The organism is Streptomyces sp. NPDC007088 (assembly GCF_042869355.1).
Classification (GTDB): Bacteria; Actinomycetota; Actinomycetes; order Streptomycetales; family Streptomycetaceae; genus Streptomyces.
In genome coordinates this window covers 1-25,020 of sequence record NZ_JBIAFO010000011.1, presented here as the reverse complement: position 1 = coordinate 25,020, position 25,020 = coordinate 1, and the positions used below count along the sequence as shown (strand labels likewise).

At 71.0% G+C, this 25,020-nt stretch carries 24 protein-coding genes and 2 CRISPR repeat arrays; of the genes, 12 read left to right on the top strand and 12 right to left on the bottom strand.

The window, feature by feature from the left end:
• Window positions 1-139: 139 nt before the first annotated feature.
• Together ACFYMP_RS18850 and ACFYMP_RS18845 are read right to left on the bottom strand one after the other, a co-directional pair.
• The gene (locus tag ACFYMP_RS18850; RefSeq protein ID WP_388858421.1) at window positions 140-361 is read right to left on the bottom strand and encodes a DUF397 domain-containing protein; all 222 of its coding nucleotides are present in this window, start codon (window positions 359-361) and stop codon (window positions 140-142) included.
• The gene (locus ACFYMP_RS18845) at window positions 361-1,212 is read right to left on the bottom strand and encodes a helix-turn-helix domain-containing protein (protein WP_388858418.1); all 852 of its coding nucleotides are present in this window, start codon (window positions 1,210-1,212) and stop codon (window positions 361-363) included. The genes ACFYMP_RS18850 and ACFYMP_RS18845 overlap by 1 nt, the downstream gene beginning before the upstream one ends.
• A 206-nt stretch (window positions 1,213-1,418) precedes the next feature.
• On the opposite strand from ACFYMP_RS18845, the gene ACFYMP_RS18840 reads away from it, so the two are divergent.
• Window positions 1,419-1,850, top strand: a complete 432-nt coding sequence (locus ACFYMP_RS18840) for an ATP-binding protein (RefSeq protein ID WP_388858415.1) — start codon at window positions 1,419-1,421, stop codon at window positions 1,848-1,850.
• Complete coding sequence (locus ACFYMP_RS18835) at window positions 1,838-2,200, top strand: hypothetical protein (protein WP_388858412.1); 363 nt, start codon at window positions 1,838-1,840, stop codon at window positions 2,198-2,200. The genes ACFYMP_RS18840 and ACFYMP_RS18835 overlap by 13 nt, the downstream gene beginning before the upstream one ends.
• Window positions 2,201-2,484: 284 nt before the next feature.
• Window positions 2,485-4,038: a CRISPR direct-repeat array (repeat unit 29 nt; unit sequence GGGACCATCCCCGCACGCGCGGGGAGCAC).
• Between the two features lie 207 nt (window positions 4,039-4,245).
• Here the strand turns inward: ACFYMP_RS18835 and ACFYMP_RS18830 are convergent.
• Complete coding sequence (locus ACFYMP_RS18830; protein WP_388858409.1) at window positions 4,246-4,653, bottom strand: Dabb family protein; 408 nt, start codon at window positions 4,651-4,653, stop codon at window positions 4,246-4,248.
• Between the two features lie 134 nt (window positions 4,654-4,787).
• On the opposite strand from ACFYMP_RS18830, the gene ACFYMP_RS18825 reads away from it, so the two are divergent.
• Window positions 4,788-5,444, top strand: coding sequence for a TetR/AcrR family transcriptional regulator (locus tag ACFYMP_RS18825; protein WP_388858406.1), 657 nt, complete (start codon window positions 4,788-4,790; stop codon window positions 5,442-5,444).
• A gap of 145 nt (window positions 5,445-5,589) precedes the next feature.
• On the opposite strand, the gene ACFYMP_RS18820 is transcribed toward ACFYMP_RS18825, so the two are convergent.
• On the bottom strand, window positions 5,590-7,002 hold the full coding sequence (locus ACFYMP_RS18820; protein WP_388858403.1) for a transcriptional regulator: 1,413 nt from the start codon (window positions 7,000-7,002) through the stop codon (window positions 5,590-5,592).
• Window positions 7,003-7,239: 237 nt separating this feature from the next.
• Here ACFYMP_RS18820 and ACFYMP_RS18815 point away from each other — a divergent pair, with 237 nt between their 5' ends.
• The 5 genes from ACFYMP_RS18815 to ACFYMP_RS18795 all read left to right on the top strand — a co-directional run bounded on the left by ACFYMP_RS18815 (window position 7,240) and on the right by ACFYMP_RS18795 (window position 12,036).
• Entirely contained in the window at window positions 7,240-7,374 is a 135-nt protein-coding gene (locus ACFYMP_RS18815; RefSeq protein WP_388858400.1) for a hypothetical protein, read from the top strand.
• A 71-nt stretch (window positions 7,375-7,445) separates the two neighbouring features.
• On the top strand, window positions 7,446-9,224 hold the full coding sequence (locus ACFYMP_RS18810; protein WP_388858397.1) for an asparagine synthase-related protein: 1,779 nt from the start codon (window positions 7,446-7,448) through the stop codon (window positions 9,222-9,224).
• Entirely contained in the window at window positions 9,218-9,526 is a 309-nt protein-coding gene (locus ACFYMP_RS18805; RefSeq protein ID WP_388858394.1) for a hypothetical protein, read from the top strand. The genes ACFYMP_RS18810 and ACFYMP_RS18805 overlap by 7 nt, the downstream gene beginning before the upstream one ends.
• Window positions 9,523-9,954, top strand: a complete 432-nt coding sequence (locus tag ACFYMP_RS18800; RefSeq protein WP_388858390.1) for a lasso peptide biosynthesis B2 protein — start codon at window positions 9,523-9,525, stop codon at window positions 9,952-9,954. Before ACFYMP_RS18805 ends, ACFYMP_RS18800 begins: the two co-directional genes overlap by 4 nt.
• 249 nt (window positions 9,955-10,203) lie before the next feature.
• Window positions 10,204-12,036, top strand: coding sequence for an ABC transporter ATP-binding protein (locus ACFYMP_RS18795; RefSeq protein ID WP_388858387.1), 1,833 nt, complete (start codon window positions 10,204-10,206; stop codon window positions 12,034-12,036).
• A 158-nt stretch (window positions 12,037-12,194) separates the two neighbouring features.
• A CRISPR array of direct repeats spans window positions 12,195-12,956; the repeat unit is 29 nt; unit sequence GGGACCACCCCCGCACGCGCGGGGAGCAC.
• Between the two features lie 100 nt (window positions 12,957-13,056).
• On the opposite strand, the gene ACFYMP_RS18790 is transcribed toward ACFYMP_RS18795, so the two are convergent.
• From ACFYMP_RS18790 to ACFYMP_RS18780, 3 genes are all read right to left on the bottom strand, one after another.
• A complete protein-coding gene (locus ACFYMP_RS18790; RefSeq protein ID WP_388858384.1) occupies window positions 13,057-13,794 on the bottom strand; it encodes a DUF5063 domain-containing protein in 738 nt (245 codons plus the stop codon).
• The gene (gene recR, locus ACFYMP_RS18785; RefSeq protein WP_363145516.1) at window positions 13,787-14,386 is read right to left on the bottom strand and encodes a recombination mediator RecR; all 600 of its coding nucleotides are present in this window, start codon (window positions 14,384-14,386) and stop codon (window positions 13,787-13,789) included. The genes ACFYMP_RS18790 and recR overlap by 8 nt, the downstream gene beginning before the upstream one ends.
• A gap of 379 nt (window positions 14,387-14,765) precedes the next feature.
• Window positions 14,766-15,110, bottom strand: coding sequence for a YbaB/EbfC family nucleoid-associated protein (locus tag ACFYMP_RS18780; RefSeq protein ID WP_388858380.1), 345 nt, complete (start codon window positions 15,108-15,110; stop codon window positions 14,766-14,768).
• A 646-nt stretch (window positions 15,111-15,756) separates the two neighbouring features.
• On the opposite strand from ACFYMP_RS18780, the gene ACFYMP_RS18775 reads away from it, so the two are divergent.
• Window positions 15,757-16,497 (top strand): SLATT domain-containing protein, encoded by a 741-nt coding sequence (locus ACFYMP_RS18775; RefSeq protein WP_388859010.1) that lies wholly within the window; start codon window positions 15,757-15,759, stop codon window positions 16,495-16,497.
• A gap of 113 nt (window positions 16,498-16,610) precedes the next feature.
• On the opposite strand, the gene ACFYMP_RS18770 is transcribed toward ACFYMP_RS18775, so the two are convergent.
• The 3 genes from ACFYMP_RS18770 to ACFYMP_RS18760 all read right to left on the bottom strand — a co-directional run bounded on the left by ACFYMP_RS18770 (window position 16,611) and on the right by ACFYMP_RS18760 (window position 20,221).
• A complete protein-coding gene (locus ACFYMP_RS18770) occupies window positions 16,611-17,261 on the bottom strand; it encodes a hypothetical protein (RefSeq protein WP_388858376.1) in 651 nt (216 codons plus the stop codon).
• Window positions 17,262-17,761: 500 nt separating this feature from the next.
• A complete protein-coding gene (locus tag ACFYMP_RS18765; RefSeq protein WP_388858373.1) occupies window positions 17,762-18,478 on the bottom strand; it encodes a GntR family transcriptional regulator in 717 nt (238 codons plus the stop codon).
• Between the two features lie 378 nt (window positions 18,479-18,856).
• Entirely contained in the window at window positions 18,857-20,221 is a 1,365-nt protein-coding gene (locus tag ACFYMP_RS18760; protein WP_388858370.1) for an aspartate aminotransferase family protein, read from the bottom strand.
• A 289-nt stretch (window positions 20,222-20,510) separates the two neighbouring features.
• Here ACFYMP_RS18760 and ACFYMP_RS18755 point away from each other — a divergent pair, with 289 nt between their 5' ends.
• Window positions 20,511-20,762 carry a hypothetical protein gene (locus ACFYMP_RS18755; RefSeq protein ID WP_388858367.1) on the top strand — a complete coding sequence of 84 codons (252 nt, stop codon included), beginning with the start codon at window positions 20,511-20,513 and terminating at the stop codon, window positions 20,760-20,762.
• A 274-nt stretch (window positions 20,763-21,036) separates the two neighbouring features.
• Window positions 21,037-22,581 carry a substrate-binding domain-containing protein gene (locus ACFYMP_RS18750; RefSeq protein ID WP_388859007.1) on the top strand — a complete coding sequence of 515 codons (1,545 nt, stop codon included), beginning with the start codon at window positions 21,037-21,039 and terminating at the stop codon, window positions 22,579-22,581.
• 35 nt (window positions 22,582-22,616) lie between these two features.
• Here the strand turns inward: ACFYMP_RS18750 and ACFYMP_RS18745 are convergent, their stop codons facing one another.
• Window positions 22,617-23,648, bottom strand: a complete 1,032-nt coding sequence (locus tag ACFYMP_RS18745) for a hypothetical protein (RefSeq protein ID WP_388858364.1) — start codon at window positions 23,646-23,648, stop codon at window positions 22,617-22,619.
• A complete protein-coding gene (locus tag ACFYMP_RS18740) occupies window positions 23,636-24,277 on the bottom strand; it encodes a hypothetical protein (protein WP_388858361.1) in 642 nt (213 codons plus the stop codon). Before ACFYMP_RS18740 ends, ACFYMP_RS18745 begins: the two co-directional genes overlap by 13 nt.
• 228 nt (window positions 24,278-24,505) lie before the next feature.
• On the opposite strand from ACFYMP_RS18740, the gene ACFYMP_RS18735 reads away from it, so the two are divergent.
• A partial coding sequence (locus tag ACFYMP_RS18735) for a putative T7SS-secreted protein (RefSeq protein WP_388858358.1) occupies window positions 24,506-25,020 on the top strand: 515 nt, incomplete at its 3' end.

The following is a 25,020-nucleotide window of genomic DNA, read 5'->3' as shown; positions in this document are numbered from 1 at the left end:
CGATGGCAGGGGACGGCCGGGGACGGGCCCGGGGACACGGGGAAGGACCGGGGACATACGGAAGGGCCCGACCCCGGTTCACGAGGTCGGGCCCACAAGCCTGTCCGGCCGGGCACGGTCGCTCCCGGCTCAGCGCGGCTCAGATCTGGTCGAGTGCCGCCCCGAGGAAGTCCTGCCAGGTGTCCGGGCTGAACAACAGCACCCCGCGCGCCCGGTCCTTGGTGTCACGGACCGCCTGACGGCCGGAGGGGAGGGCGGCGTGCTCAACGCAGTCGTTCGCGTTACCGCTGCGCGAACTCTTGCGCCAGTTCGCACCCTCCAGTTCACTTTCCGACCAGTCGGGGGTGGCGCGCTGGATCACTATCCACGTTCCTTGATGAGGTCGCGCATATAGCGCTGGGAGGCCGACGGGGACATCGCGGCGGCCGTGAGTTCATCCCAGAACCCTGCGTAGACCTGCACTTGAGACCGCTGCTCCAGCAACGTACCACCGGTGAGGTGCTCCAACCAGGCGATATCGACCGGGGGATCGCCACGTTGACTGAGGATGCTGTACGGCACGTGCTGATCCATGGGCAGCGCGGCGTCCAGAGGCAGAACTTGGATCGTGACGTTGGACTTCTTCCCGACTTCGATCAGGTGACTCAACTGCTCGCGCACGACGTCCGACCCACCCGCGATGCGATGCAGGGCGGGCGCGTCGATGACCGCGCGGAACCGGAACCCGTTCGCGTCCTCCAGCAGCTCCTGCCGCTTCAGTCGCGTGCTCACCAGATGGTCGACCATGTCCGGGCGTTCATTGGTCGAGAAAATCTCCCGCATATACGACTCGGTCTGAAGCAGGCCGGGAATGAGGTCCGACTGGTAAGTACGCACCAGCTCGGAGTCGACCTCCAAGGTCAGGTAGTCCCGGAGCGAGTCGTCCAGGATCGGGCCGTCCCCGCTCCACCAGTCCACCTTGTGGATCTGCTTGGCGAGGCGCCGGAGATTGTTCCGGTGCTGTTCGTCCTCCAGCTTGACGAGGTTGAAGAACGTCGTGAGGTCGAGCGGCCGTATGCCGCGCTTGCCGTTCTCGATCTGACTGATCTTGGGCTGACCGCATTCCAGCGCATCGGCTACTTGCTGGACCTTGAGTCCCGCTTCGAGTCGGAGCCTGCGCAGTTCGCCCCCGAGCCTGCGACTTCGCATGGTGGGCATGTCGTCCTGAGCCATGTCCACATGATGGCGGCGCCAGTTACAGCGACACAAGCTTTCCTCGCCAAGTCACCCTTTCGAGCTACTAGCACCCCGGAATAACTTGCCAGCGCGAAGCGCGCCGGGCACTCTCTTCCTCACGGCGAACGACGCGGGTCGGATGCGCGAGGCCGTGAACACCCATGCCTTCCGCCTGCGTTGGAGGAGCCGTGTTACGTACGCCGATGAGCACCCCGAACCGCTTTCACCTGCGGGCACTCGCACTCCCCGAGGAGTTCGCGAAGGTGCGCCGGGCCGCGCTGGACTGGCTGGAACCGCGCTGCGAGCCGACCATGTCGGCCGAAGTGGTCCTGTGTCTGAACGAGTTGCTGGCCAATGTTGGCCGCCACGCACCGAGCCCCGAGTGCCTGGTCGAACTGACGGAACTGACGGGAACGGAGGACGACGGCCCGGCCCTGCTCCTCGTACTCAGCGATCGTGGCGTCACCCGCCCCCGGCTGAAGGAGCCGGACGGGCGGGCGGAGTGCGGCAGAGGCTTGGTCCTGGTGAACGGACTCGCCTCGTCGTGGGGCAGTGAACTCCGCCCGAACGGCGCGGAATGGGCCAAGGACGTATGGGCCGCCTTCCGGAAGGCGGCCCCACCGTGCCGGACCTGAAACCACCCCTCGCGTACTGGTGCCACCTGGACCAGCCCGGAGACCGGGCCGGCCGTCCGCCCACGGACCTGATGGCCCTCACCGCACCGGAGGCGGTCGACTGGATGCGGGAGGGCGTACGCGCAGTGGTCGCGGACCTCGACCGAACGGAGTTCTGCCGAGCCTGGTCCTGGCTCGGCAACCACCGCGACATGCATGGCATCTGCCGCAGCCTGCGCGGGGGATCGCCGTACACCCTCACGGTCAGCACGTCATCCCGCACATGGAACTGGACGGTGCACCCCGTCCGCACCCTCCCGACCCTGGACCTGGGCCACAAACCCCAGTGCATCCCGTGGACCCGGGACTGACCACCACCGAAGTCCTCAGACCAGAAAGGCAGTTCCCCCATGCCCGAAACCCAGAAACCGACACCCCCACCGCCACCCTGCCCGGTCTGCGCCACCCTGGACACAGCGGAACGCGAGGCCCAGCAAACCTACGACTGGAGCCGCCAAACAGACATCCGCGTCTTACGCCGCAGACACGAACCCCGCTGCCCCACCCCCAGGGACCAGCCGAAATAACCCCACAGAGCCCCCGAGGGCCCGGCGTGGGGAGCAGACCACCACCAAGGTGAACCTGACCACCGGGTGGAACCATCCCCGCACGTGCGGGGAGCACGGTGGAGGATCCTCCTCGCTGATGAGGTGCTCGGGACCATCCCCGCACGCGCGGGGAGCACACCGCGATCAGCTCAGGGGTGAGAGTGTCGCGGGGGCCATCCCCGCACGCGCGGGGAGCACATGTGTTCGACGGTGTCGGCGACCATGGGCCCGGGACCATCCCCGCACGCGCGGGGAGCACGCCGAACGTCTGGAGAATTCGCCCCTCAATCCGGGACCATCCCCGCACGCGCGGGGAGCACTGGACGGTCGGAGAGGCGTGGCCGCTGGGGTCGGGACCATCCCCGCACGCGCGGGGAGCACCGTCGCTTCGGACATCGCTCGCGCCCTCATGAGGGACCATCCCCGCACGCGCGGGGAGCACGTGCGCTCGGACAGGCGGCGCGCGACGATGCCGGGACCATCCCCGCACGCGCGGGGAGCACCATCTCCGCCGCCCGCTTCGCGCGCTTGTGGAGGGACCATCCCCGCACGCGCGGGGAGCACCGGAGCACGGCGGCGCGGTCGGTGGGCACAGGGGGACCATCCCCGCACGCGCGGGGAGCACTTGCGCAGGTCCACCCTGGCCATATTCGCCTTGGGACCATCCCCGCACGCGCGGGGAGCACGCCTTCGTGCCGAACAGGGCGACCGCCGCACTGGGACCATCCCCGCACGCGCGGGGAGCACGGCAGCGGCTGCGCCCCGATCTTTGAGTGCCTGGGACCATCCCCGCACGCGCGGGGAGCACCGCTCGGTCCCCATACGCGTAGCGGCAGCACGAGGACCATCCCCGCACGCGCGGGGAGCACGGAGTGACCTTGAGGTTCCGCCAGTGAGCCATGGGACCATCCCCGCACGCGCGGGGAGCACTAGTTGGTCAGCATCTGTGTAACGAGGTCGCGGGGACCATCCCCGCACGCGCGGGGAGCACGGCGTGCCCAGTCAGGACGCTCATCCATCGCCGGGACCATCCCCGCACGCGCGGGGAGCACGGCGCTTCCCCGAGCTTGAGCGTCATCCGCTGGGGACCATCCCCGCACGCGCGGGGAGCACGGTCCGTGTCCAGCGGCCCGGCGCCGTCCTGCGGGACCATCCCCGCACGCGCGGGGAGCACACCGTCGTCATCGTCCAGGCCGCGCCGAAGTCGGGACCATCCCCGCACGCGCGGGGAGCACCACGGCACCAACGCCCTTGACGCCCTCGCCCCGGGACCATCCCCGCACGCGCGGGGAGCACCCGGCGCGCCTTCGCGGCCGTGGTGCGGGCCTGGGACCATCCCCGCACGCGCGGGGAGCACTTCGAGACCGTGGGCGTAGTCCTCCGCAGCCCGGGACCATCCCCGCACGCGCGGGGAGCACGAGTTCGGGGCGCGCGCCTGGAGGAGGCGGAGGGGACCATCCCCGCACGCGCGGGGAGCACCCCCTCCGGTGACTGGAGGGGGGCTCGCGCTCAGGACCATCCCCGCACGCGCGGGGAGCACCACGCTCCGATGGTCATCTTGCCGTCGCGCGGGGGACCATCCCCGCACGCGCGGGGAGCACTCTTCCTGACCTGCGGTTTTACCCCGTCAAGGCAGCAGTTTTTGCAAGTATCGTGGAAACGAACTTTTGCCACATTTCACCCACCGCCGTTGCCCGGAAGGCGTAAGCAGCTTCACTTCCAAGCCCCCCCACACATGCCTCTCGACGCTTCGGGCCCCGCGCACCCGCACACGAGGGCGACGGCCGACCAAGGGCACCGGACAAACCCTAATCTCCGAACGATCCCTCCGCTCCGGGGATCGCGTCCAGAAGCCGGCCCCACTCCGGGTACATCTCCACCTTCCGCGCGTGCAGGGCGAGGATCTTGGCGTCGAGATCCGGGTCGGGGTCGTCGGAGAAGCGGAACGCGTCGAGCCGTTCAAGGCGCGGGATGATCAACCAGTCGCCGTCGATGTGGACCGGCTCATGCAGGTAGCGCTCCAGCGCCGCCAGGTCCGCCACGGCGGCGCAGTACGTGTGCGTGTACCCCTCGGCCGGGTCGCCCAGATAGCGGCCGACGGTACCGAAGACGACCGGTTCAGTGCTCGCCGTGCGTCGCATCGCGGCGAGTACGGCTGCTTGTTCCCCGTCGGACGTGCCTGCCTTGAAGCTGAACCGCAGGGTGTTCACGATCATGTGGCTTTCCCCTCACAAGGCTTCTCTACTTGAACCAGCGGGTTCAATTTAATGTCTTGGTCAGTCGAGTGCGAGGGTTTCAGAAAATGAACTCACACGTTCAACTACCGGCAACCGCGGGGTAGTCTGCCGAGGTGACACCAGCGAAGACCGCCGCTGCCGGACGGCCCGCCCCCCGGGGCCGCATCGACAAGCGGCAGGCCATACTCGACGGCGCGTTCGCCGTGTTCGCGCGGCGCGGGTACGCGGGGGCCTGCGTGCAGGAGATCGCGGAGGAGGCCGGGGTCGCCAAGCCGACCGTCTACAACCACCTCAGCGACAAGGAGAACCTGTTCCGGCACGCGATGACGGCCGCCGCCGATCTCGTCATGGCCGAGAACCTTGCCGTGGTCGAGCGGCTGCGCGAGCCCGGAGACGATCTACGGGCCGCGCTGGAGGACGTCGGGAACCGGTTGCTGCACACGTGCTGCGGTCAACGTGCGCGCTCGCTGCGGGCGTTGACGTACGCACAACTCGCCGCCTTCCCCGACCTCGCCGAGGTCGTGCAGGGCCGGACGTCCGAGCGGATCGGGGAAGCACTGGGAGACCGGTTCGCGCGGCTGGCCCTGGCCGGACGTCTGGACACCCGGGACCCGGCACGCGCCGCCGAACAGTTCCTCGCATTGCTCACAGGCCCAATGGAGGCGCGCTCACGTCTCGGCACCCGGAAAGTCGGCGCGACCGAGACCCAGGAGATCGCCCGAGCAGCCGTCCACACCTTCCTCCGCGCCTACGCCCCGGGCAACGCCTAAACGGACCATCCCCGCACGCGCGGGGAGCAGTCCGCCGTCACGGACGCAGCGCAAAGGCGGGGCCGCGTCTCCTCCTGAACTGTCCCAACCCCTGCCGGGCGCCCCGCTGGGCAGTGGGCGACGGCCCCTCGCGCCAGCGAGCGGCTCAGCCGAGCGCCTCCGACAGCACATCACGCAGTTCCCCACCCGCCCGGCTTGCCTCGAACGGGGCGGCTTCCTGTTGCAGCTCGATCAGTCGGTCTCCGACGCGCGGCGAGCCGAGACTGCGGAAGATGTGGAGAGCCCGCCTTGCTTCCGTGAGGGCGCCGTCCACCTCCCCGACGGCGAGGTGTGTCCGGGCCAGGCCGACGTGGTCGAAAGCCGCGCTGCGTACACGGTGTTCCGGGCGGAGTTCGAGGGCGCGCCCGAGCAGGCGCACAGAGTTCTCGGCCCTGACCGCGCGGCCGGGTCCGGCATCGTGCTTCGCCGCGATCTGATGGGCGACACCGATGGTCGCGCAGAGTTCCGCTTCGTCGAAGAAGGCCATGTGGGCCGGCTCGTTGTCCTGATCGACCGCCGCGAACAGCTCCTCGGCAGTTCCTGCGGCGCGCTCACTTTCAGTGACCTGGCCGAGGATCGCGTGGAACCGCGCTTCGAGGGCGGCCAGCATGGACCGGGTGGCGGGGGTGGCATGGCGACGAGCGCCGTACTGGGCGAGGTTCACGAGGTCCAGGGCTTCGTCGTAGTGCTTGAGGTGTGACATCTGGCGTGCCATGCACTGGAGGATGTGCGCGCCGAGCACTTTGTCTCCCGCCTCACTCGCGGCGTGCAGGGCGGCGAAGAAGATGTGCTGGGCCTGCTTGTGCAGGCCGACGTCGAAGGTCATCCAGCCGGCCACACTGCCGAGGTCGGCCACCGCGGCGAAAAGGGCGCGGCCGGTGGCCTCGTCGTAGGAGGCTGTGCTGAGCAAGGCGTTCGCGTCGGACATCTGCGCGATGACGGCCTTGCGGGAGAGCGCACCGCCATGGCGGTTGTCGGCGTCACGGAACATGTCGGTGACAGCCCGGATGCCGTTGATGTCGCTGGCACCGAGGCGGCCTCCACCGCGTGCAGTGAGCGCGGACGGGGAGGCGGTTGTCCAGTGCTGGAGCGGGTCGAGAAGATCGTGGCCGGTGTGGACGGAACGGGCGTCTACGCTGTCGCGGCTGTGGGAGACCATGATCTCGCTCCGGGTGAGGTGTGCGATGGCGGCGATGGCCGCCGCGGGTTTCCATGAGAGGTCCGGCCCGGCCGTCACCGGTGTCGTGCGGTCGGGCAGCCCAATGTCTGCGCAGTTCAGGGGAAGGCCGGTTCGGTCCGCGAGGAAGTCGGCGATGATCTGCGGGACGGGGTGACGTGGAGTTTCCCCGCCTCTCCAGGCCCTTACCCGTCCTTCGCTGGGGTTGATGCCCCGTTCCCCCAGAGCTCTCGCGCGACGCGTCACCTCGCGGGCGAGTTCCGCGTTGGAGACGCCTGCCCGGCCGAGCCAGTAGTGCAGTAACTCGTTGGGGTGCTTCACGGTTCGGGGCCTGCCTGCCATGCATCCTCCAGCGCCGTCCAACTTCTCACCCTAGGCGCGCTATGGGGAGCATGGCCCGCCGTCGCGTTTTTCGGCGGATTTCGGCGCGGCCACGCGGCGGGCACACGGCGGACGGTGTGGGCGCGAGCGGCGGATCTCGGCGACTACCCAGGTCCGCCCGCACCGCGGTGTTCTGGTGACGCACGGCGAACCAGCGCCGCGCAACACAGGCACCGACGTCATCAACGGAGGTACACCATGCGCTCCACGATCATTCCCGCCGAGTCCGCCCCCGAGATCGAACTGCCGGACAGCTTCGACGCCGAGGCGGCGACGCTCGGCCGCCAGCCGAACAACGACGGCGACAACTCCGGCGCGATGTGGTTCGAGTAACCACCACAGGAAGAACCCCGGGGGCCGGCCAGACACCGGCCCCCGGGCCCGCTCCGGAGAAGGGGAGGCTCATGCACGAGGAATGGATCACCGGTGGCACGTCGAGCTTGCACTGGAGCGCCGGCGGCCGGGCGGCCGAGGGACTGCCCGGCGTACGGGTGGGCCAGGGCTGCCGCGCACGAGTGGTCGCCGACGACCGGGCCCGCATCGCAGTGGTGGGTGACGTCGTCCTGCTGCCGGGCGAGGAGGAGGGACTGCTTCGCTCCGCCGCCGAAGGGCAGTGGGCGAGTCTGACCCGGTTGACCGGCTCGTACTGGGTAGTAGCGCAGACCCGCGCACACAGCTTCGTGTGCGGGGACCTGTCGGGTCTGCGCGGTGTGTTCTACAGCGGCTCGCACGGCCCGCACATCCTGTGGTCGACCAGCGCTCGCCGACTCGCTCAGCACCTCGGAGCGGCGCCCGACCTGGCGATGGTGGCCGCCCGGCTCGCAGCAGGCCCCGAGCACTGGCCCGACAGCACCGCCTACGAGCACGTACTCGCGGTGCCCCCGGGGAACGGGCTGCTGCTGGGCGCAGACCGTCCCGAACTCGTGGATGTCGTCGGTACAGAACCGGTGTCGACGCTGGCGCAGGGCGCCCCGGCCTTCGGAGACGCGCTGCGGCGCGCCGTCGCCTGGCGGATGCGGGAGGCGGGCGGCCTGGCGAGCGCCGATGTATCCGGCGGCCTGGACTCCTCGGCTGTGGCCGTTCTCGCGGCCCGGGAGGGAGAGGTCCGCGCCGTCACGTACGCGGACGAGTTCACGAGCACCGAGGATCTGCACTTCGCGCGTAAGGTCGCCGAACACATCGGTACGCGTCTGCACGTGGGAAACGGTGGCCCCGGTGAGCTGCCGTTCGGCTGGTCCCCGAGTCAGCCGGTGACCGAGCAGCCCGCGGCGCTGAGCCTGACCACCGCACAGCACGCCCTCTATCTGAAGCCGGCGGCGGGACTGCCCCTGCACTTCACTGGCAACGGCGGAGACATCGTTCTCGACTCGTGCAGCGCCGCCTGGATCGGAATGGTGCAGCGTGGTGACCGCCGGGCCGCACACCGGCAGGTGACGGACTGGGCCCGCGCCCGCAATCTGGCGCCGCGCGAACTGTGGCGGGCTGTCACCCAAGCCGCGGGAAACAGTCACCCCGGCGCCCTGGAGAACGCCGCCGCGCGTCTGATCCGGGGCGAGATCGAAGGTCGTCGGCCAGGCGTGTGGACGTGGTGCCACATGGGGCAGTTCGCGGCCTGGCTCACCCCGCAAGGCCGCGAAGAGGTGGCCATCCTGCTGCGCGAGGCCGCTTCCCGCTCCGACGCGTACGCTGAGGCCGACCTGACCGAACAGCGCTCCTCTCTACGACTGGTCGGGGCGGACGCCCGGGAAACGGCCCCATTGGCGGCGTCGTGGCGGATTCGCCAGGTACACCCCTACCTCGACAACCAAGTCGTACGAGCGGCGTTCGCCATCGCTCCGGCCGAGCGGCACGGTGTCGCCACCTTCAAGCCGTTACTCGCCACCGCACTGCCGTTTCTGCCTCCCTGGCTGACATCTCGAACCTCCAAGGGCAGCTTCTCCCGTCAGCTCACCGCCGGCCTGCTGCACCACCGGCCTGCCCTGGCCACCCTGATCAGCACCAGCCCTCTTGTCGCCGGCGGCCTGCTGGACCCTGATCCCGCCCTGCGAGCACTGGCCGGCATCGGCGGAGCCCGTTCCGACGCTCTCTATGACATCCAGAGGTTGATCATGTCGTGCCAGTGGCTCGCTCGTATCCGCCCGGTCGAGTCGGAGTCGGAGTCGGAGTCGGAGTCGGCATGCTGAGCATCCCCGCGCACGTCCGCTGGGGCCGCTGCCGGGGCGGAACCGCCGTCTTGGACCTGCGCGCCGGACGCTGGCACATGTTCTCCGGTACGGGTGCGAGGGTCTGGGACGCCGTCGCGCTGCGCGGAGGTCTCAGTGGGCTCGCCGAAGAAATCGCCGTACCAGGCGGCTTGAACGTAGCCGCGGCCCGGCGAGCCGTGGACGCCTACCTCGCAGCGCTGCTCGACATGGGCCTGCTGACTCGCTCGCAGGCCACGACCGGAGGGCCACGAGCCAGGGGCTGCTGGAGGCGACGCCGATGACACAGATGGTCCATGCGCCCCACCGCCCACCGTGGCGCCTACGGCTGCCCGCACACCTCGCGATGGCACTGGCCGTCGCCGTCCGTCTCGTCCCCGGCGACCGGCGCCGGTTCCGCCTCCGCCTCCGCCTCGCGTCTTCGGTGCGTCCTCTCCCCGCTGCCGATCTCGCACACGTACAGGACGTCTACCGCGCGGTCGTCGCCTGCCAGCCAACGTGGTGGCGGGGGCAGATCGACTGCAAGGAGCGCTCCTTGGCCACCGTCCTGGCCACCGCCCTCACTGGCCGCCGCTGCCACCTCGTACTGGGCGCCCGCGCCCTGCCCGCCGCATTTCACGCCTGGGTGGCCACGGGCGACGGCACTGCGGTCGGCGACGACGAGGCCGGCGGACATGACCATCCATGGACTCCGGTCCACACCACCCCGTGATTCGCCGGGGCCGAGCACCATGGCCCTTTGCCCGACCCCGGCAGCCACCCTTTCGAGTGAGCCGCCCCATTGCGAAGTTGACCCTGTCCGGGTGTGAACTGCCCTGATCGCAGGCACTCCACGTTATGTAGTTGAAGCCGCACGTCGACGTCCCCGCCAATGTGACGGGTGACTTCCACCGCTGCGGCCCCTGGCACCGTCCCGGCCGCATCCGCCGCTTCCCCAACCGGTCCCGGGGCGCCGCCCGTCATGCGATTGTCGGACGACGGCCACACCGGCGCCGCCACGCGAATCAGCACACGAGCCATCGCCACCCGGCTCCCCGCCGCCCTGCGGCGCGCCTGGCTACTGAGCCGACAGGCCGATCCCCGGGCCACCTTCGCCCTCGCCGCCTGCGCCCTGGGTTGCGCGCTTCTCACCGCCGGCGCGTTGCGCGCCACCTCCGCCCTTCTCACAGCGCTCCTTGCCCCGGGGACCGCCTCGCACCGCCTGGACCAGGCTCTGCCCGCTCTGGTGACCGTGACCGTGACGGTCTGCGGGAGCTACCTGTCCGACGCCGCCACTCGCTTCTACGCGAACCGGCTCGCCCCGCAGGTCCACAGGGAAGCCGACCTCGCCGTCATCACCGCGGCCACCACCGCGGAGCTGACCGCCTTCGAGGACTCGGCCTTCGAGGACGGCCGGTTCGCCGCCACGCAAGGCGCCGAGAAGATGCCCGAGCTGATCGGGGGCGCACAGAGCCTGATCTCCGCGTGCGCCCAGTTCCTGGCCGCCTCGGTCGTCGTCGGCACCCTCAACGCAGCGCTCCTGCCCCTGCTGCTCCTGGCCGTACTCCCCCGCGTGTGGGGTACGGTGCGTGCCGCCCGGCTCGACCACGAGGCCGCGCACCGCAATGTCGCCGACACCCGGCTGCGCAGGGTCCTGGCCCAGTACACAACCGATCGCGGGACCGCCGCCGAACTGCGCTCGGGCACCATGGGCGGCTTTCTGCTGGAGCAGTACCGCATCATCTCCGGCCGTCTGGAGACCGAGCAGATCACCGCTTCCCGCCGTGCCGCCCTCACCCAGGGCGCGGGCGACTTCCTCGCCGCACTCGCGACGGCCGTCGTCTGGGCGGGCATCCTCTACCTGGCGCTCACCGGGCGAATGGACGTCGCGACCGCCGCCACCACCGTCCTCGTGGTGCGTACCGCCAACGCCTCACTGTCCGGCGGCGTCCGCGCCTCGGCGCGTCTGTTCTCCACCAGCCTCTACGTCAACGACTGGGCGCACTTCCTCGATCACGCCAACGCCTGGGCCATGCGACGCGGCACCACAGCGCCCCCGGCCGGTGGACCGCGGATGATCCGGGCGCGCGAGCTGACCTTCACTTACCCGGGCAAGAAGTCCCCGGCCGTCGACTGCGTCAGCCTCGACGTGAAACGCGGTCAGGTCGTCGCACTCGTCGGTGAGAACGGCTCCGGCAAGACCACCCTGGCCAAGCTACTGACCGGCCTGTACCTGCCCACCTCCGGCTCCGTCACCTGGGACGGGCAGCACCTGGCGGAACTCAGTCCCGAATCGGTCTGGCGGAACACGGCGATGGTTCCGCAGGACTACACGCGCTGGCCGCTCGCGGCACGGGAGAACATCACACTGGGCCAACCCCGCCCCGAGGGCGATCACGCCGTGCACGCGGCGGCCGAACTCGCCGGTGCCGACGCGGTACTCGCGCAGCTCCCCCACGGCCTGGACACCTCCCTCGCCCGCTCCTGGTGGGGCGGCCACGACCTCTCCGGAGGGCAGTGGCAGCGCATCGCGATCGCCCGCGCCTTCCACCGAGACGCCCCGGTCCTGATCCTCGACGAGCCGACCGCCGCCCTCGACGCCCGCGCCGAACACCAGATCTTCCAGCGCCTCCGCCAGCTCTCCGAAGGGCGGGCCGCACTCTTCATCACCCACCGACTGGCCAACGCCCGCCTCGCCGACATGATCGTCGTCCTGCGAAACGGCTCCGTCACCGAGACCGGCACCTACAACGAACTTCTGTCATCCGGAGGCTTGTTCGCCGAACTCCATCGTTTGCAGGAAGGCGGGGAGTGAGCGGCGCGGCCGTACCTGCCCCCGGCTAACTTTTGCGAGCAACGGCCGACCGGACCGCGGGAACAGCCGAGCAGGATCTTGCCTGCCTGTAGGGGTTCGGGTTATCCCCGCAGACACGGGGAGCAGGGCAGAGTGGCCTCGGCGTTGTAGGCGTACGCGGGACCACCCCCGCACGCGCGGGGAGCACCCTGCGGCCAGTCGCTCGCCGCAGGGCCGAATGGGACCACCCCCGCACGCGCGGGGAGCACCTGCCGGGGCCCCTCCGTCTGTCTGCCCGCAGGGGACCACCCCCGCACGCGCGGCGAGCACACGATGTCGGCAGCCTGGGTGGGGTCGGTGGAGGGACCACCCCCGCACGCGCGGGGAGCACCGGTGCGGCCGTCGATGGACAGTCCCTTCGGGGGGACCACCCCCGCACGCGCGGGGCGCACCCGACCGGTCTGCGCGCGACCGCGCACCGGGCCGGGACCACCCCCGCACTCGCGGGGAGCACTGATCCTCCGCGCTGATCAGGTCGAAGATGTCGGGACCACCCCCGCACGCGCGGGGAGCACATTGAGGAGCCTGGCCCCCGTGTCCCGGTCGAGGGACCACCCCCGCACGCGCGGGGAGCACGTGCTGGCGGAGGTCTACGCGCTCGCCCAGCAGGGACCACCCCCGCACGCGCGGGGAGCACGTGGACAACGAGGCCGCCAAGTGGACGGCCCGGGGACCACCCCCGCACGCGCGGGGAGCACCGGTGCGGCCGGTGCCCAGCGGGCGGCGGGGTGGGACCACCCCCGCACGCGCGGGGAGCACTCAGTCTTGAGGAGCTTGAAGTCGACGCCGTGCGGACCACCCCCGCACGCGCGGGGAGCACGTACATCGCCGCACAGATGGCCGCACAGGGCGGGGACCACCCCCGCACGCGCGGGGAGCACTCTCCCTGACCTGCGGGTTTCCCCTGGCGCCAGGGCGTTTTCTGCAACTTCCGCAGAAAAGGACTAGTGGCGCATTGCGCGCCCGCTCCGCTCCGTGCGGTTACTTCCCCGCCCCCGACCGCGCCCCCGGTTCCCCGTTCGGTGTGGTTGTGCTCAGGCCCAGGGGGCCCAGGATCTCCGCTGCCATGACGCGGCCCGCTTCCTCCGCGAGGTCGTCCTCCTCGCCGAGGTCCTGGTCGGTGTCGAGGCCGTCCAGGGGGGTGAGGGGCTGGTCCAGGCGGACGTGGGTGACGAGGGACTGGAGGGCGCGCAGGGAGGCCGAGGCCATCGGGCCCCAGTTGGTGAAGTAGGAGAACTGCCACCACCACAGGGCCTCCGAGGTGCGGCCCGCCCGGTAGTGGGCCATGCCGTGGCGCAGGTCGGTGACGACGCCGGAGAGGTCGTCCGAGAGGCGGTGGGCGACCGGGGCCTGGCGCGGCTCGTACGGGTCGAAGACCTCGGAGAAGACGTCGACCGGGTCCAGCAGCGTGGCCAGGCCCTCCCGCAGGGTGTCGAAGTCCGGTTCGGCGCCCAGGTCCGGTTCGTAGCGCTCGTCCGGCAGGATGTCCTCGTACGCTCCGAGCCGGCCGCCCGCCAGGAGCAGCTGGGAGACCTCCAGCAGGAGGTACGGGACGGCGCTGTCGGGGTCGTCGCCCTTCGCGATCTCGGTGACCGCGACGATGAAGCTCTCGATCTGGTCGGCGATCTGGACGGCGAAGTCGGAGGGGCCCCCGGCCCCGTCGTGGCGCAGTGTCGCTTCGGTCGCGTCGCTCGCGCCCGGCACGTCGGACTCAGACATCGAGAAGTCGTCTCCCTTCGAAGGCCCGGCCCAGGGTGACCTCGTCCGCGTACTCGAGGTCACCTCCGACCGGCAGTCCGCTGGCCAGGCGGGTGACCTTGAGGCCCATGGGCTTGATCATGCGGGCGAGGTACGTCGCCGTCGCCTCGCCCTCCAGGTTCGGGTCGGTCGCGAGGATCAGCTCGGTCACCGTGCCGTCGGCGAGGCGCGCGAGCAGTTCCCTGATCCGCAGGTCGTCGGGGCCGACGCCCTCGATCGGGCTGATCGCCCCGCCGAGCACGTGGTACTTGCCCCGGAACTCCCGGGTCCGCTCGATCGCGACGACGTCCTTCGGTTCCTCCACGACACAGATCACCGTGGGGTCGCGGCGCTGGTCGCGGCAGATGCCGCAGCGCTCCTCCTGGGCCACGTTCCCGCACACCGCGCAGAAACGGACCTTCGCCTTGACCTCCATCAGGGCGTTCGCGAGCCGCCGTACGTCCGTCGGCTCGGTCTGGAGGATGTGGAAGGCGATCCGCTGCGCGCTCTTCGGACCGACGCCGGGGAGCCTTCCCAGTTCGTCGATGAGGTCCTGGACCACGCCTTCGTACAACGGATCAGTCGCCTTTCCTGACCGCCGGCCCCGGTGACGGGGACGACGGGATCTCTTCGGTCGTCAACGTGCGGTATTCAGTGATTCAGTGTTCGGCGTTCGGCGTTCGGCGTTCGTTACTCATCAGTGCTTAGAGAGCACTGCTCACTGCTCAGTGTTTCAAGTTCGGTGTTCGGTGTTCCAGGACGCCCGTCCTGGCCCCCGGCCCCCGGATTCACGGTAGGGCGAGCGGCTGCCCCGGGGAAGGGGCGACGGGCGGGGCCCGCCGCTCTTCCACAAGCTCCGCGAGGACTCCGCACACCCCGGCCCCGGAACCGCGCTCTCCCCCCGAGGTCCACGAGACGGGCCGGAGAGCGACGAGGGGCCGGACAGGGAGAGGTCAGAACGGCAGGCCCGGGAGGCCGCCGCCTCCGCCGAGGCCCTGGGCGAGCGGGCCCAGCTTCTCCTGCTGGAGCTGCTGCGCGTTCTCGTTGGCGGCCTGGACCGCCGCGACGACCAGATCGGCCAGGGTCTCGGTGTCCTCCGGGTCGACCGCCTTCGGGTCGATCACGAGGGAGCGCAGCTCGCCCGAGCCGTTCACCGTCGCCTTGACGAGGCCGCCGCCCGCCTGGCCGTCGACCTCCGTCGCCGCCAGCTCCTCCTGGGCCTGGGCGAGGTCCTGCTGCATCTTCTGGGCCTGCTGAAGCAGCTGCTGCATGTTGGGCTGGCCACCACCGGGGATCACGATCAGCTCCTGGCTCTTCGCTCTTCGACACCGCCGGACTGCTCTCCGGACGGCTACGGGTCACAGTGTCTTCGTCCTGCCTGCCGCTGGGTACTGCCGGTACTGCCGGTACTGCTGTGGGCGTACGCCTGCGGGTCCTGCTCGGGCGGCGGCGGCTTCACCATTCCACCCGCATCGAGCGTACGTGAGCCGGGTACCCGATGCCCCGGCACTCTTTCGAGTGATGCCGGACACGGTCCTATACCTGATCACACCCCTCGTCCGGGCGGAAAGCGCGGGAAACCGGGCCCGCCCCCACCCATTGGGCGGTAGGAAGATGCCTTCCGCCAAAGCGGCGCGCGAGGGCCTGACCGCGTACGTCGGGACGGAAGAGACCCGACCCGCGCCCCGGAGACGCGACCGGTACGCGTACGGGAGCGGCGCGCGGAACCCGTACCGGACCCGTACCGGCGCTCACGGACCGCTTACGGGCGCGTACGGGGAAGGCGCGCGACTGTGCGTAAATGGGCGATCCGCAAGGTCGCGATCCGTGCGGGCGCACGGAGCCCGCGGGACGCGCGGTCGTGCCGGGACGCGGGTCACCGGGACGCGCGGTCGCCGAGATGCAGAGGCAGGCAGAGGGAGTGGACGGGTGAGTCAGCCGGACATGCAGCCCGAGGGTCCTCCCCAGGACCCCCGCGAGGAGCGGCCGGGCCCCGGTGAGCCCGATGAGGCGCGGCCGGACCTGACCGGGCGCCCCTTCCCGCTCGGCGACTGGGGCGAACCGGCCGAGCGGCTGGACGAGCTGTACCAGTGGGTGGAGGCCGGGGCGCTGCGTACCGCGCAGTGGTACCTGTCCGACCGCTTCCGGAAGCGGCGCGCGGCCCGTGCCCTGCGGGCCGGTGCCGCCACCGGTGTCGTGACGGGCGCCGCGCTGCCGGTACTGGACCTCGCGGGGCGGCTGGAGGGCACCGCGCAGTGGGGGTATCTCTCCCTGCTCGTCGCGGGCGCCTGCGTGGCCTGCGACCGCTACCTCGGGCTGACCTCGGGCTGGATGCGGGACGTGGCGACCGCGCAGGCCGTGCAGCGGCGCTTGCAGACCCTCCAGTTCGACTGGGCCTCCGAGAGCGTCCGGGAGGTGCTCGGCCCGGCCGAGGGCACCGCGAGCGAGGCCACCGAACGGTGCCTGACGGTGCTGCGGCGCTTCACCGAGGACGTCACCGAACTCGTCCGGTCCGAGACCGCCGACTGGATGGTGGAGTTCCATTCGGGACCGGCCCCGCTCGCCGCGCAGTCCGCCTCCGCGGCGGGCGGTCAGCGTCCCGAGATTCCCGTGCAGGGACGTTTCTCGATGCCTACGGGAGCCCGGCCCAACATGCCGAGGCAGCGGCCGCCCGACGCCCGGTGAGGGGCCCCGGACGCTTCCCTCACGGTGATCGCCGGAGCGTGGCGGCCGCCCGTCCTCCCGGCGGCCGCCCGCTCCCCCAGCCCGGCCCGGCTCAGCTCACTGAAATCCATCGCTCAGCTGAACACGATCATCGAGCCCTGGGCCAGGCTCCTGGTGGCCGCCGTGTGCAGGCCGAGCCACACGTGCCGTTCCCTGGCGAAGGGGCCGTCGTCCCGGACCATCGGGGCGGCCGGCTCCTCCAGCTCGGTGGGACCGGCGGGCGGGGCGGGCGCGGGCGGCGGGTTGGCGGGGTCGATACCGAGGGCGGGCGCGACGAGTTCCAGCTCCCGCAGCAGCCCGTGCGAGGAGCCCAACGGGCCACCCGCTGCGAGGAGTTCGTCGTTGGCCAGTGGCACGGAGAAGTCGAGCGGCACGTAGGCTCCCGCGTGGTCGTAGTGCCACACGAGGTGCGACTGCTGCGCGGTCGGCTCGAACATCTCCAGCAACTGCTCGTAGTCACCGCCCAGTTCGTCCACCGGGCTCACGTCGAAGCCGCACAGCTTCAGCAGGTAGGCCCGGCGCAGGAAGTGCAGGGCGTCGTAGTCGAAGCCCGCGACGGGCGCGACGTCCCCGGACAGGCCCGGCATGTAGGCGTAGACCGGCACGGGCGGCAGACCGGCGGCGCCGAGCGCCTGGTCGTAGGTGGCGATCTCCTCGGCGAAGGGGTTGTCGGGGCTGTGGCACAGCACGTCGACCAAGGGCACCAACCACAGGTCACAGGCCAAGAGGGCGTCTCCTCAAGCGTCTCGGCGTTTCAGTGGGCGAACGTCGCGCGTCCTCACGTCCGGGCCACCCGGTCTCGTGGACAGGCCCGGCGGGCGGACGGAAGGGCTCGGCGTACGAAGGGAACTCGGCGTTACGGACGGGCTCGGCGTTACGGGCGTCCGCCGATCCGGTGCCACAGGTCCCGGTGTCACCCGTTCCCGTGCCACTGGTCGCGATGCCACACGTTCCGGTGTCACGCGTTCCGGTGTCACGCGTTCCGGCGGTGCGGACAGCGTAGTGCGGGCGCCCGCACTGGCGTAGATCCCGGCCGGTGACGGTTCGGACGCGGTACACCCCCGGAACCTCCAGGACACCGGGGACACCGGGGACACCGGGGGCCGGGGGGCCGGGGACACCGGGGGGCCGGGAGGACCGGGGACACCGGGCCCCGGTCCTCCCGGCCCCCCGGTGACCGCCGGCCGCCGGCGCGCCGAGCCGCGGTCGCCACCGGCCGCCCGCCTCAGAACGCCCCACCGCTGCGCGCGGCCGGGCCCTCGCCGCCGCCCGCGAGGTGTTCGATGAGCCGCAGCGAGTCCCGGTTGTACGCCGTGACGAGGGCCTGCGCGGCCTGCGGGTCGCCGCTCAGCATGACCTCGACCAGTTCCCCGTGGCCCGTCCACAGCAGTCCGCGCAGTTCGGGCTGGCGGCGCAGGAAGGGGACGGCCCCGACCCAGGACTGGACCCGCAGCCGGTGCAGGAAGTCCGACAGGTACGGGTTGCCGAAGACCGCGCTCAGCTCGCGCCAGAACCGCAGGTCGTAGCCGATCAGTACGTTGAGGTCGCCGGCCGCCGCCGCGCGCTGGGCCTCCTCGCCGCGCCGCCGGATCGAGATGAGGGCGCCGGGCGCGGAACGCAGCAGGTCCTCGGCGGCGATCCCGCCGAACACGGCGTCGGAGACGAGGCAGCGGGCCTCGATCATGTTGCGGAAGTCGTCGAGTGAGAAGGTGTGGACGCGGAAACCGCGGTGCTGCACCGAGTCCAGGAGGCCCTGGGCCGAGAGATCGACCAGCGCCTCACGCACGGGCGTCGCGGACACCCCGTACTGCTCGGCTATCTCCTTGACGGTGAACTCCTGGCCGGGGGCGAGCCGGCCCGCGAGGACCTCGTCGCGCAGGGCGTCCGCGATCTGCTGCCGCAGGGTGCTGCGGGTGACAGCGCTGCTGTCGGTACCGCGCATCGTCGGTCTGCCTCCCTGGGCCGCGTTCGCGGTCGCCGTCGCCGTCCGTCCTCTTCCGTCCTCGTCCGTCCGCTCCTCGCCGAAGCGGGAGCGGGAGCACGACACCTTACGCGCCCGCTCCGCGCCCGGAGCGATTCACATGGTAACGATTGAGGTCAGGGCCCCGAGAGGGGACCCTGACTTCAGCGTACGGCACCCACCTGACGGGCCGTCGGGAACGGGTCGGCCAGTTTCCGGAGACGGCCGGTCCACAGCCCTCGGACGGCGAATCCGTCCGCGACGCCGGTCCAAGGCCCTCAGGCGGTTAATCTGTCCGCGCGACGCCGGCCCAAAGCCCTCAGACGGCGGAACCGTCCGCGCGACGCCGGTCCACAGCCCTCAGACGGTGAATCCGTCCGCGACGGTGAGCGCCTCGTCGAGCGCGGCGAGGCCCTCCTTCGCCTCCGCCTCACTGATGTTGAGCGCGGGCACGACGTGCGTGCGGTTCATGTTCACGAAGGGCCACAGGCCGTTCCTCTTCGCGGCGGCGGCGAAGGCGTTCATGGGCGCGGCGGCCTCCCCGCTCGCGTTGTACGGCGTGAGCGGTTCGCGCGTCGAGCGGTCCCGGACGAGTTCCAGCGCCCAGAACATGCCGAGCCCGCGCACCTCCCCGACGCTCGGGTGCCGCGCCGCGATCTCCCGCAGCCGGGGGCCGATCAGCTCCTCGCCGAGCCGGGCGGCGTGCTCCACGACGCCCTCCTCCGCCATCGCGTTGATCGTCGCGACGGCGGCGGCGCAGGCGAGCGGGTGCCCGGAGTACGTCAGCCCGCCCGGGTAGGGGCGGCGCGCGAAGGTCTCGGCGATCTCGCCGTTGATCGCGACCCCGCCGAGCGGCACGTAACCGGAGTTGACGCCCTTGGCGAAGGTCATCAGGTCCGGTACGACGTCGAAGTGCTCGGCCGCGAACCACTTGCCGGTCCGCCCGAAGCCGGCCATCACCTCGTCCAGGACGAAGACGATGCCGTGCCGGTCGCACAGCTCCCGCACGCCCTGGAGGTAGCCGGGCGGCGGCACCATGATCCCGGCCGTGCCGGGGACGGTCTCCAGCACGATCGCGGCGATCGTCCCCGGACCCTCGTACGCGATCGTGTCCTCCAGGTGCGTGAGGGCGCGCTCGCACTCCTGCCGCTCGTTCTCGGCGTAGAACGCGCTCCGGTACAGGAACGGCGCCCAGAAGTGCACGACCCCGGCCGCACCGGTGTCGGAGGCCCAACGGCGCGGGTCGCCCGTGAGGTTGATCGCGGCGGAGGTCGAGCCGTGGTACGAGCGGTAGGCGCTGAGGACCTTGGCGCGGCCGGTGTGCACGCGGGCCATGCGGACGGCGTTCTCGACCGCCTCCGCGCCCCCGTTGGTGAAGAAGATCTTGTCGAGGTCGCCGGGGGTGCGCTCGGCGATGAGCCGGGCGGCCTCCGAACGGGACTCGATCGCGAAGGCGGGCGCGAAGGTCGTGAGCTTCCCGGCCTGCTCCTGGATCGCGGCGACCACCTTCGGGTGCTGGTACCCGATGTTGGTGAAGACGAGTCCGCTGGTGAAGTCGAGGTAGCTGTTGCCTTCGTAGTCCCAGAAGTAGGAGCCCTCGGCGCCGGCGACGGCGAGCGGGTCGATCAGCTCCTGGGCGGACCAGGAGTGGAACACGTGCGCGCGGTCGGCTGCCTTGACGGCGGCACCGAGCTGGGGGTTCGGCTGAGCAGGCTGAGGGGTCATACCGTCCAGGCTAGGAGACGCCCCGGGTGTCCGGCATGGGCGTTCCGTCAGCGGGCCGGGGCGGGGGGACGACAGAGTGTCGGGGACGACGGACACCCGGGCGCCCCCGCACCGCCGCACTCCGCGCCGCCCGGTGTCCGCCGCACTCCACACCGCCCGGTGTCCGCCGCCCCCGACCCCCTGCCGTCCGCCGTCCGCCGTCCGCCGTCCGCCGTCCGCGACACCCTGTCGTCCGCTGACCGCTGACCGCCGTCCGCTGTGCGTCCGCCTTCCCGGAAGGGGACGAGACGTGGCCGCGTCCTTCCACCTCGTACGCGTACCGCTCGCGCCGCCGGGCCCGGGAGCGCCCGGCAGGCACCTCTACCGGGCGTGGGCCGACGGGACCCGGGGCACGTACTCCGTCCACCTCCTCCTGGACGAGACCGAGCGCACGGTGCGGCCGTGCGACGCCTCCGGCAACCCCCTCGGCACCCTCCGGCTGGACCTCGGCGCGGGAGAGGTCCGGGGCACCGCGACCGCCCTCGAAAGCCCCTGGCAGTAAAGGGACTTCACCCAGCTCTCGGCCTCTTTCGGCGGGCACTTCCTACGGCACGGAACCCCGCCCGCGCAGCTCACGAAGCACTTCTGGTGACGAGGGCGGGCCGTGAGTGAGAGCGGGCGGGCGGGCGGGCGGAACCGAACATTCCTCCCGCCCCCGCAGAACGGCACGCGAACACTCCCCGGCCACTCCCCCACCGGCCGCCACCACCCCCTCCCCCCGCCGTACGGTGACCGCACCCCCACGCGTCGAGGCCCAGCCGAGGGAGTACGCGGTCGTGGAATGGCTCAGCGCGGAGAACGTCGTGGCGGTGCTCACCGCCGTACTCGGTGTCATCGCCTCGGTCGTGCTGCTCTGGTACGAGAGACGCGTACCGCGCCGACGGCACATCGGCTACCGCGTGCAGGTGGACATGCCGATACGCGCGCGGGACGCGGGCCGCGAGCAGGGCCGGGTCCCGGCGACGCTCGGACTGTTCGACGGCTTCGGCGACGACGCGCCCGCCGGCCCCGGTACGAGCCTGGTGCTGCTGCGCGTGGAGAACGACGGTTCCCAGTCCATCGACGCCAGCCACTACACGGGCCACGAACTGCACGGTCTGACCGCCGAGTTCACCGGCCGGACGGTACGCGGACTGGACGTGACGCAGCGCCCCGGCTCGGAACACCTGCTCGCGCACTTCGCGCCGAGCGGCGGACTGTCCTACTCGGGCAGCGTCCTCGACATCCCCCGGGTGCCGCTGAACCGGGGCGAGTACTACAAGCTCCTGGTGCTGCTGGACGGCGGCGAGGTGGGCGGCGAGGTGAAGGTGAGCGGCGGCCTGCTGGAGGGCCGGGTCACCCCGAACCGGGCGCTGTCCCCCGACGAGACCCCGCCCCTGCTGTCCCGCGCGGCCCGCATCAGCCTCGCCGTGCTGACCGCCTTCGTCCTGACCCTGGCGACCCTCATCCTCCTGCCGGGCGACGTACCGCCGCGCGGCTGCGCGACCGGCACGCTCACCCTGACCGGCTCGACGGCCTTCCGCCCGGTCGCCGGGGAACTGGGCCAGAAGTACGAGGCGGAGTGCCCCGGTTCGCGGATCAGGGTGGAGACGCGGGGCAGCACGGAGGGGATCAAGCGGCTCACGGAGACCGGGAGTGCGACGAAGTCCGGCTCACCCGCGACGATCGCCTTCTCGGACGGCGCGAAACCGGCGGGCTACCCCCGGCTCCAGGGCCACCGCGTCGCCGTCTCCGTCTTCTCCCTCGTCGTCAACGACTCGGTGCCGCTGAAGGACCTGAGCAGCGAACGGATCAAGGCCCTGTACTTCGGCCGGGCCACCAACTGGAAGCAGGCCGACGGCCCGGACCTCCCGGTGGTGCTCGTGAGCCGCGACGCGAGTTCAGGCACCAGGAAAGTGCTCCAGGAACGCGTCCTGCACGGCCGGGAGAAGGCCGTCTCGGCGAGCGTGTGCGGCGTCAAGGACAACCCGAACGTCAAGATCAACCGCTGCGAGGAGGAGGACACACGGCACGTCCTCGACGTCGTCGCGCGAACGGAGGGCGCGCTCGGCTACGCCGACCTCGGCACCGACCAGCACCTGCCCGCCGGCCTCCACCCGCTCTCGATCGACGGCCACCGCCCCTCCGCCGACGACCTGACCGCCAGCCGCTACCCCTTCCGCGAGATCGAGTACGCCTACACCTACGGCAACCCGCCCAGCAGTTCCCTGGTCTCCGACTTCCTCACCTTCATGATCCACGGCGCGGGCCAGGAGATAGTCCGCACCCGCGGCCATCTCCCGTGCTACACCCCGGAGGGACTGAAACTGTGCGGGGGATGAGGGCGCCCGCCGCACCGCCCCGGTGTGGTGTGGTGTCACCGGTTGACGGCCTGGACTTCGCGTACGACGACGTCCTGTGCGGCGCCGAACTCCCCGTCGGGCAGGTCCTGGGGCTGGGCCACTCCGGTGCCGGTCCAGTGGATCTTCCAGGTGAGGGTGGCGCGCAGCGGGTAGCTCCCGCCGTGCGAGGCGCGCAGGTAGGTGACGCCGCAGGGCGGAGTACGGTCGGCTTTGCCCGGGGCGTACGCCTCCCCGATGTGCCCGTCGGTGATCGGGCAGACCCCGGAGGCGGGCAGGGTGCGCGCGTCGTCCGTACCCGGCTCGATGCGCAGCGACACGGGTTCGGCGACGGTCGTGGCCTCGATCCCCAGGCGTGGCACGGAGGCGGTGACGGCCACGGGCTCGAACTTGGCGCCGTCCAGCCAGGCCCAGGTCGGCAGGTTCACCTTCGACTCGGCTTCCGGCGCGAGTTCCACCTCCGTGGAGGGCACCCGGATCTCCGCGTACGCGAGCTGCGCGAGCACCTCGGGTGTCACGGCCTGCGGAACGTCGGCCGGCGGCGGGTCCCCGGTGTCCACCCAGAAGATCGGCTTGTCGCAGGCCAGAGCGCCCGGGTCCCCCTCCCGCCCCGGCGTCACGAACGAGTCCCAGAAGAACCCTTCCCCCGCCTTGGCCTTGTTGAAGTCCTTGTACTCCCCGCCCTCGACATACCGTTTACGCTGCGCGGCGTCCCACTCGGGCCCGGTGGAGTCCACCGCCCAGATCGGCTCCAGGTACTTTTGCAACTCGTCGGGCGTGTACTTCGGCGCGTAGTAGCAGGCGGGCGGCTCCCAGTCGGAGGCGGCGGCCACCGGCCCAGCCCCCTGCCCGTGCCCGTTACGCGACCGGTCGATGACGACCCCGGCCCCGGCGGCGGTGGCGGACAGGTTGCCGGACTTGTCGGCGTTGCCGGAGACGTGTTGGTCGCCCTTGTCATCGCCGAGTACCGCCGACGCCTGCGTCGGGCAGAGAAGGATCAGTGCTGCCGCACATCCGGCCCACGCCCAGCTTCTCCTCACGGCTGGCACAGGTCGCTCCCCGCATCGGATACGAGCTTCTCCGTGACCCATACGCCCTTACCGTTGAGCCGGAGCCGGGCGTTGTAGAGGACGTAGCCGTCCTTGGTGGCCGGAGTCACCTTCGTCTTCCCGGTCTTGACGTTCTTGCGGTACGCCTTGCTCTGGTCCTCGCAGTACGTGAACCCAGCGGTGTCGTCGTCGTTGATCTGCACGTTCGGCTTGGAGTACCGCATGACTCCGGTGGTCCGGTCGTGCGTGTCGACGAAACGCTGTACATACGCCTGAGCGCCGGCCGCCGATTCCCCGGCCGTGTAGAAGCGGAAAGCCGGATCGTCCGGGTCCTGCCGGGCAATGGCCATGTCCACGGCTTGGAGGTACTGACGCGTGTCCGCCATCACCGCGTCCTTCTTCGCGTCCCCCGTCTTCGGCCACTCGAAGTCGTAGGTCAGATCGGCGGGCAGCTCGATCTTCGGCCGCCCCGCAGCGGTGGAGGCGCTGGGACTGGGGCCGGCGGAGGCAGAACTCCCACCGGACGTGTCCGCCCCGGCGACCGGCTTGTCGGCCTTCTCGTCGGACGCGTCATCACCGCCCCCACAGGCGCTGAGCGAGAAAGCTGCGACAGCACACAACGCGGTCACGGCGAGCAGAGGACGACGACGGCGATTCACGGACGGACAACTCCCGGTGGGGCGAGACGAGACGGAACCAGACACAGGCCGCCCACGCTACCGACGGCACCGAATCAGCGCCACGAAACAGCCGATCGACGCCGGGCCGGCACCAGCGTGCAGCCCTCACGGTCACCGCTGTTGCTCGCCCCCGGCGCATGGCAGGGTAGTCGCGGACGACACGGGGGAGGGGCTTCGGTGGCTGCGTACCGTCCGACGGACTGGCACATCCTGGACCTGGACAAGGACCCGGTACCGGGTGACCCGCAGCGAGTGAAGAAGCTCGCGGCCTCACTGCACGACTTCGCGGACGACGTGGCCCAAGTCCTGCGCGACATCAAGGGGATGGCGGGCGAGGACACGATCCTGTCCTGGGCCGGGAAGACAGCCGACTCCTTCACCGAGGAGTTCCAGGAAGCCCCCGGCAAACTGAAGAAACTCAAGAAGTCCTACAACCTCGCCGGCGACGCACTCGCCTCCTACTGGCCCGACCTGGAGAGCGCACAGGACCAGGCCGACAAGGCACTGCGCGACGCCCGCACCGCCCGCGCCGACCTGGCCGCCGCACACACCGCCCTCGGCACCGCCACCGAGGGCGTGCGCACGGCGGACGCGAAAGCCGACTCCTACGACCCCGCCAAGAACCACGGCCGCGACGTCCCCAAGCCCGACGAGGCCGAGGTCCGCCGCGCCACCCGCAACGCCACCCACGC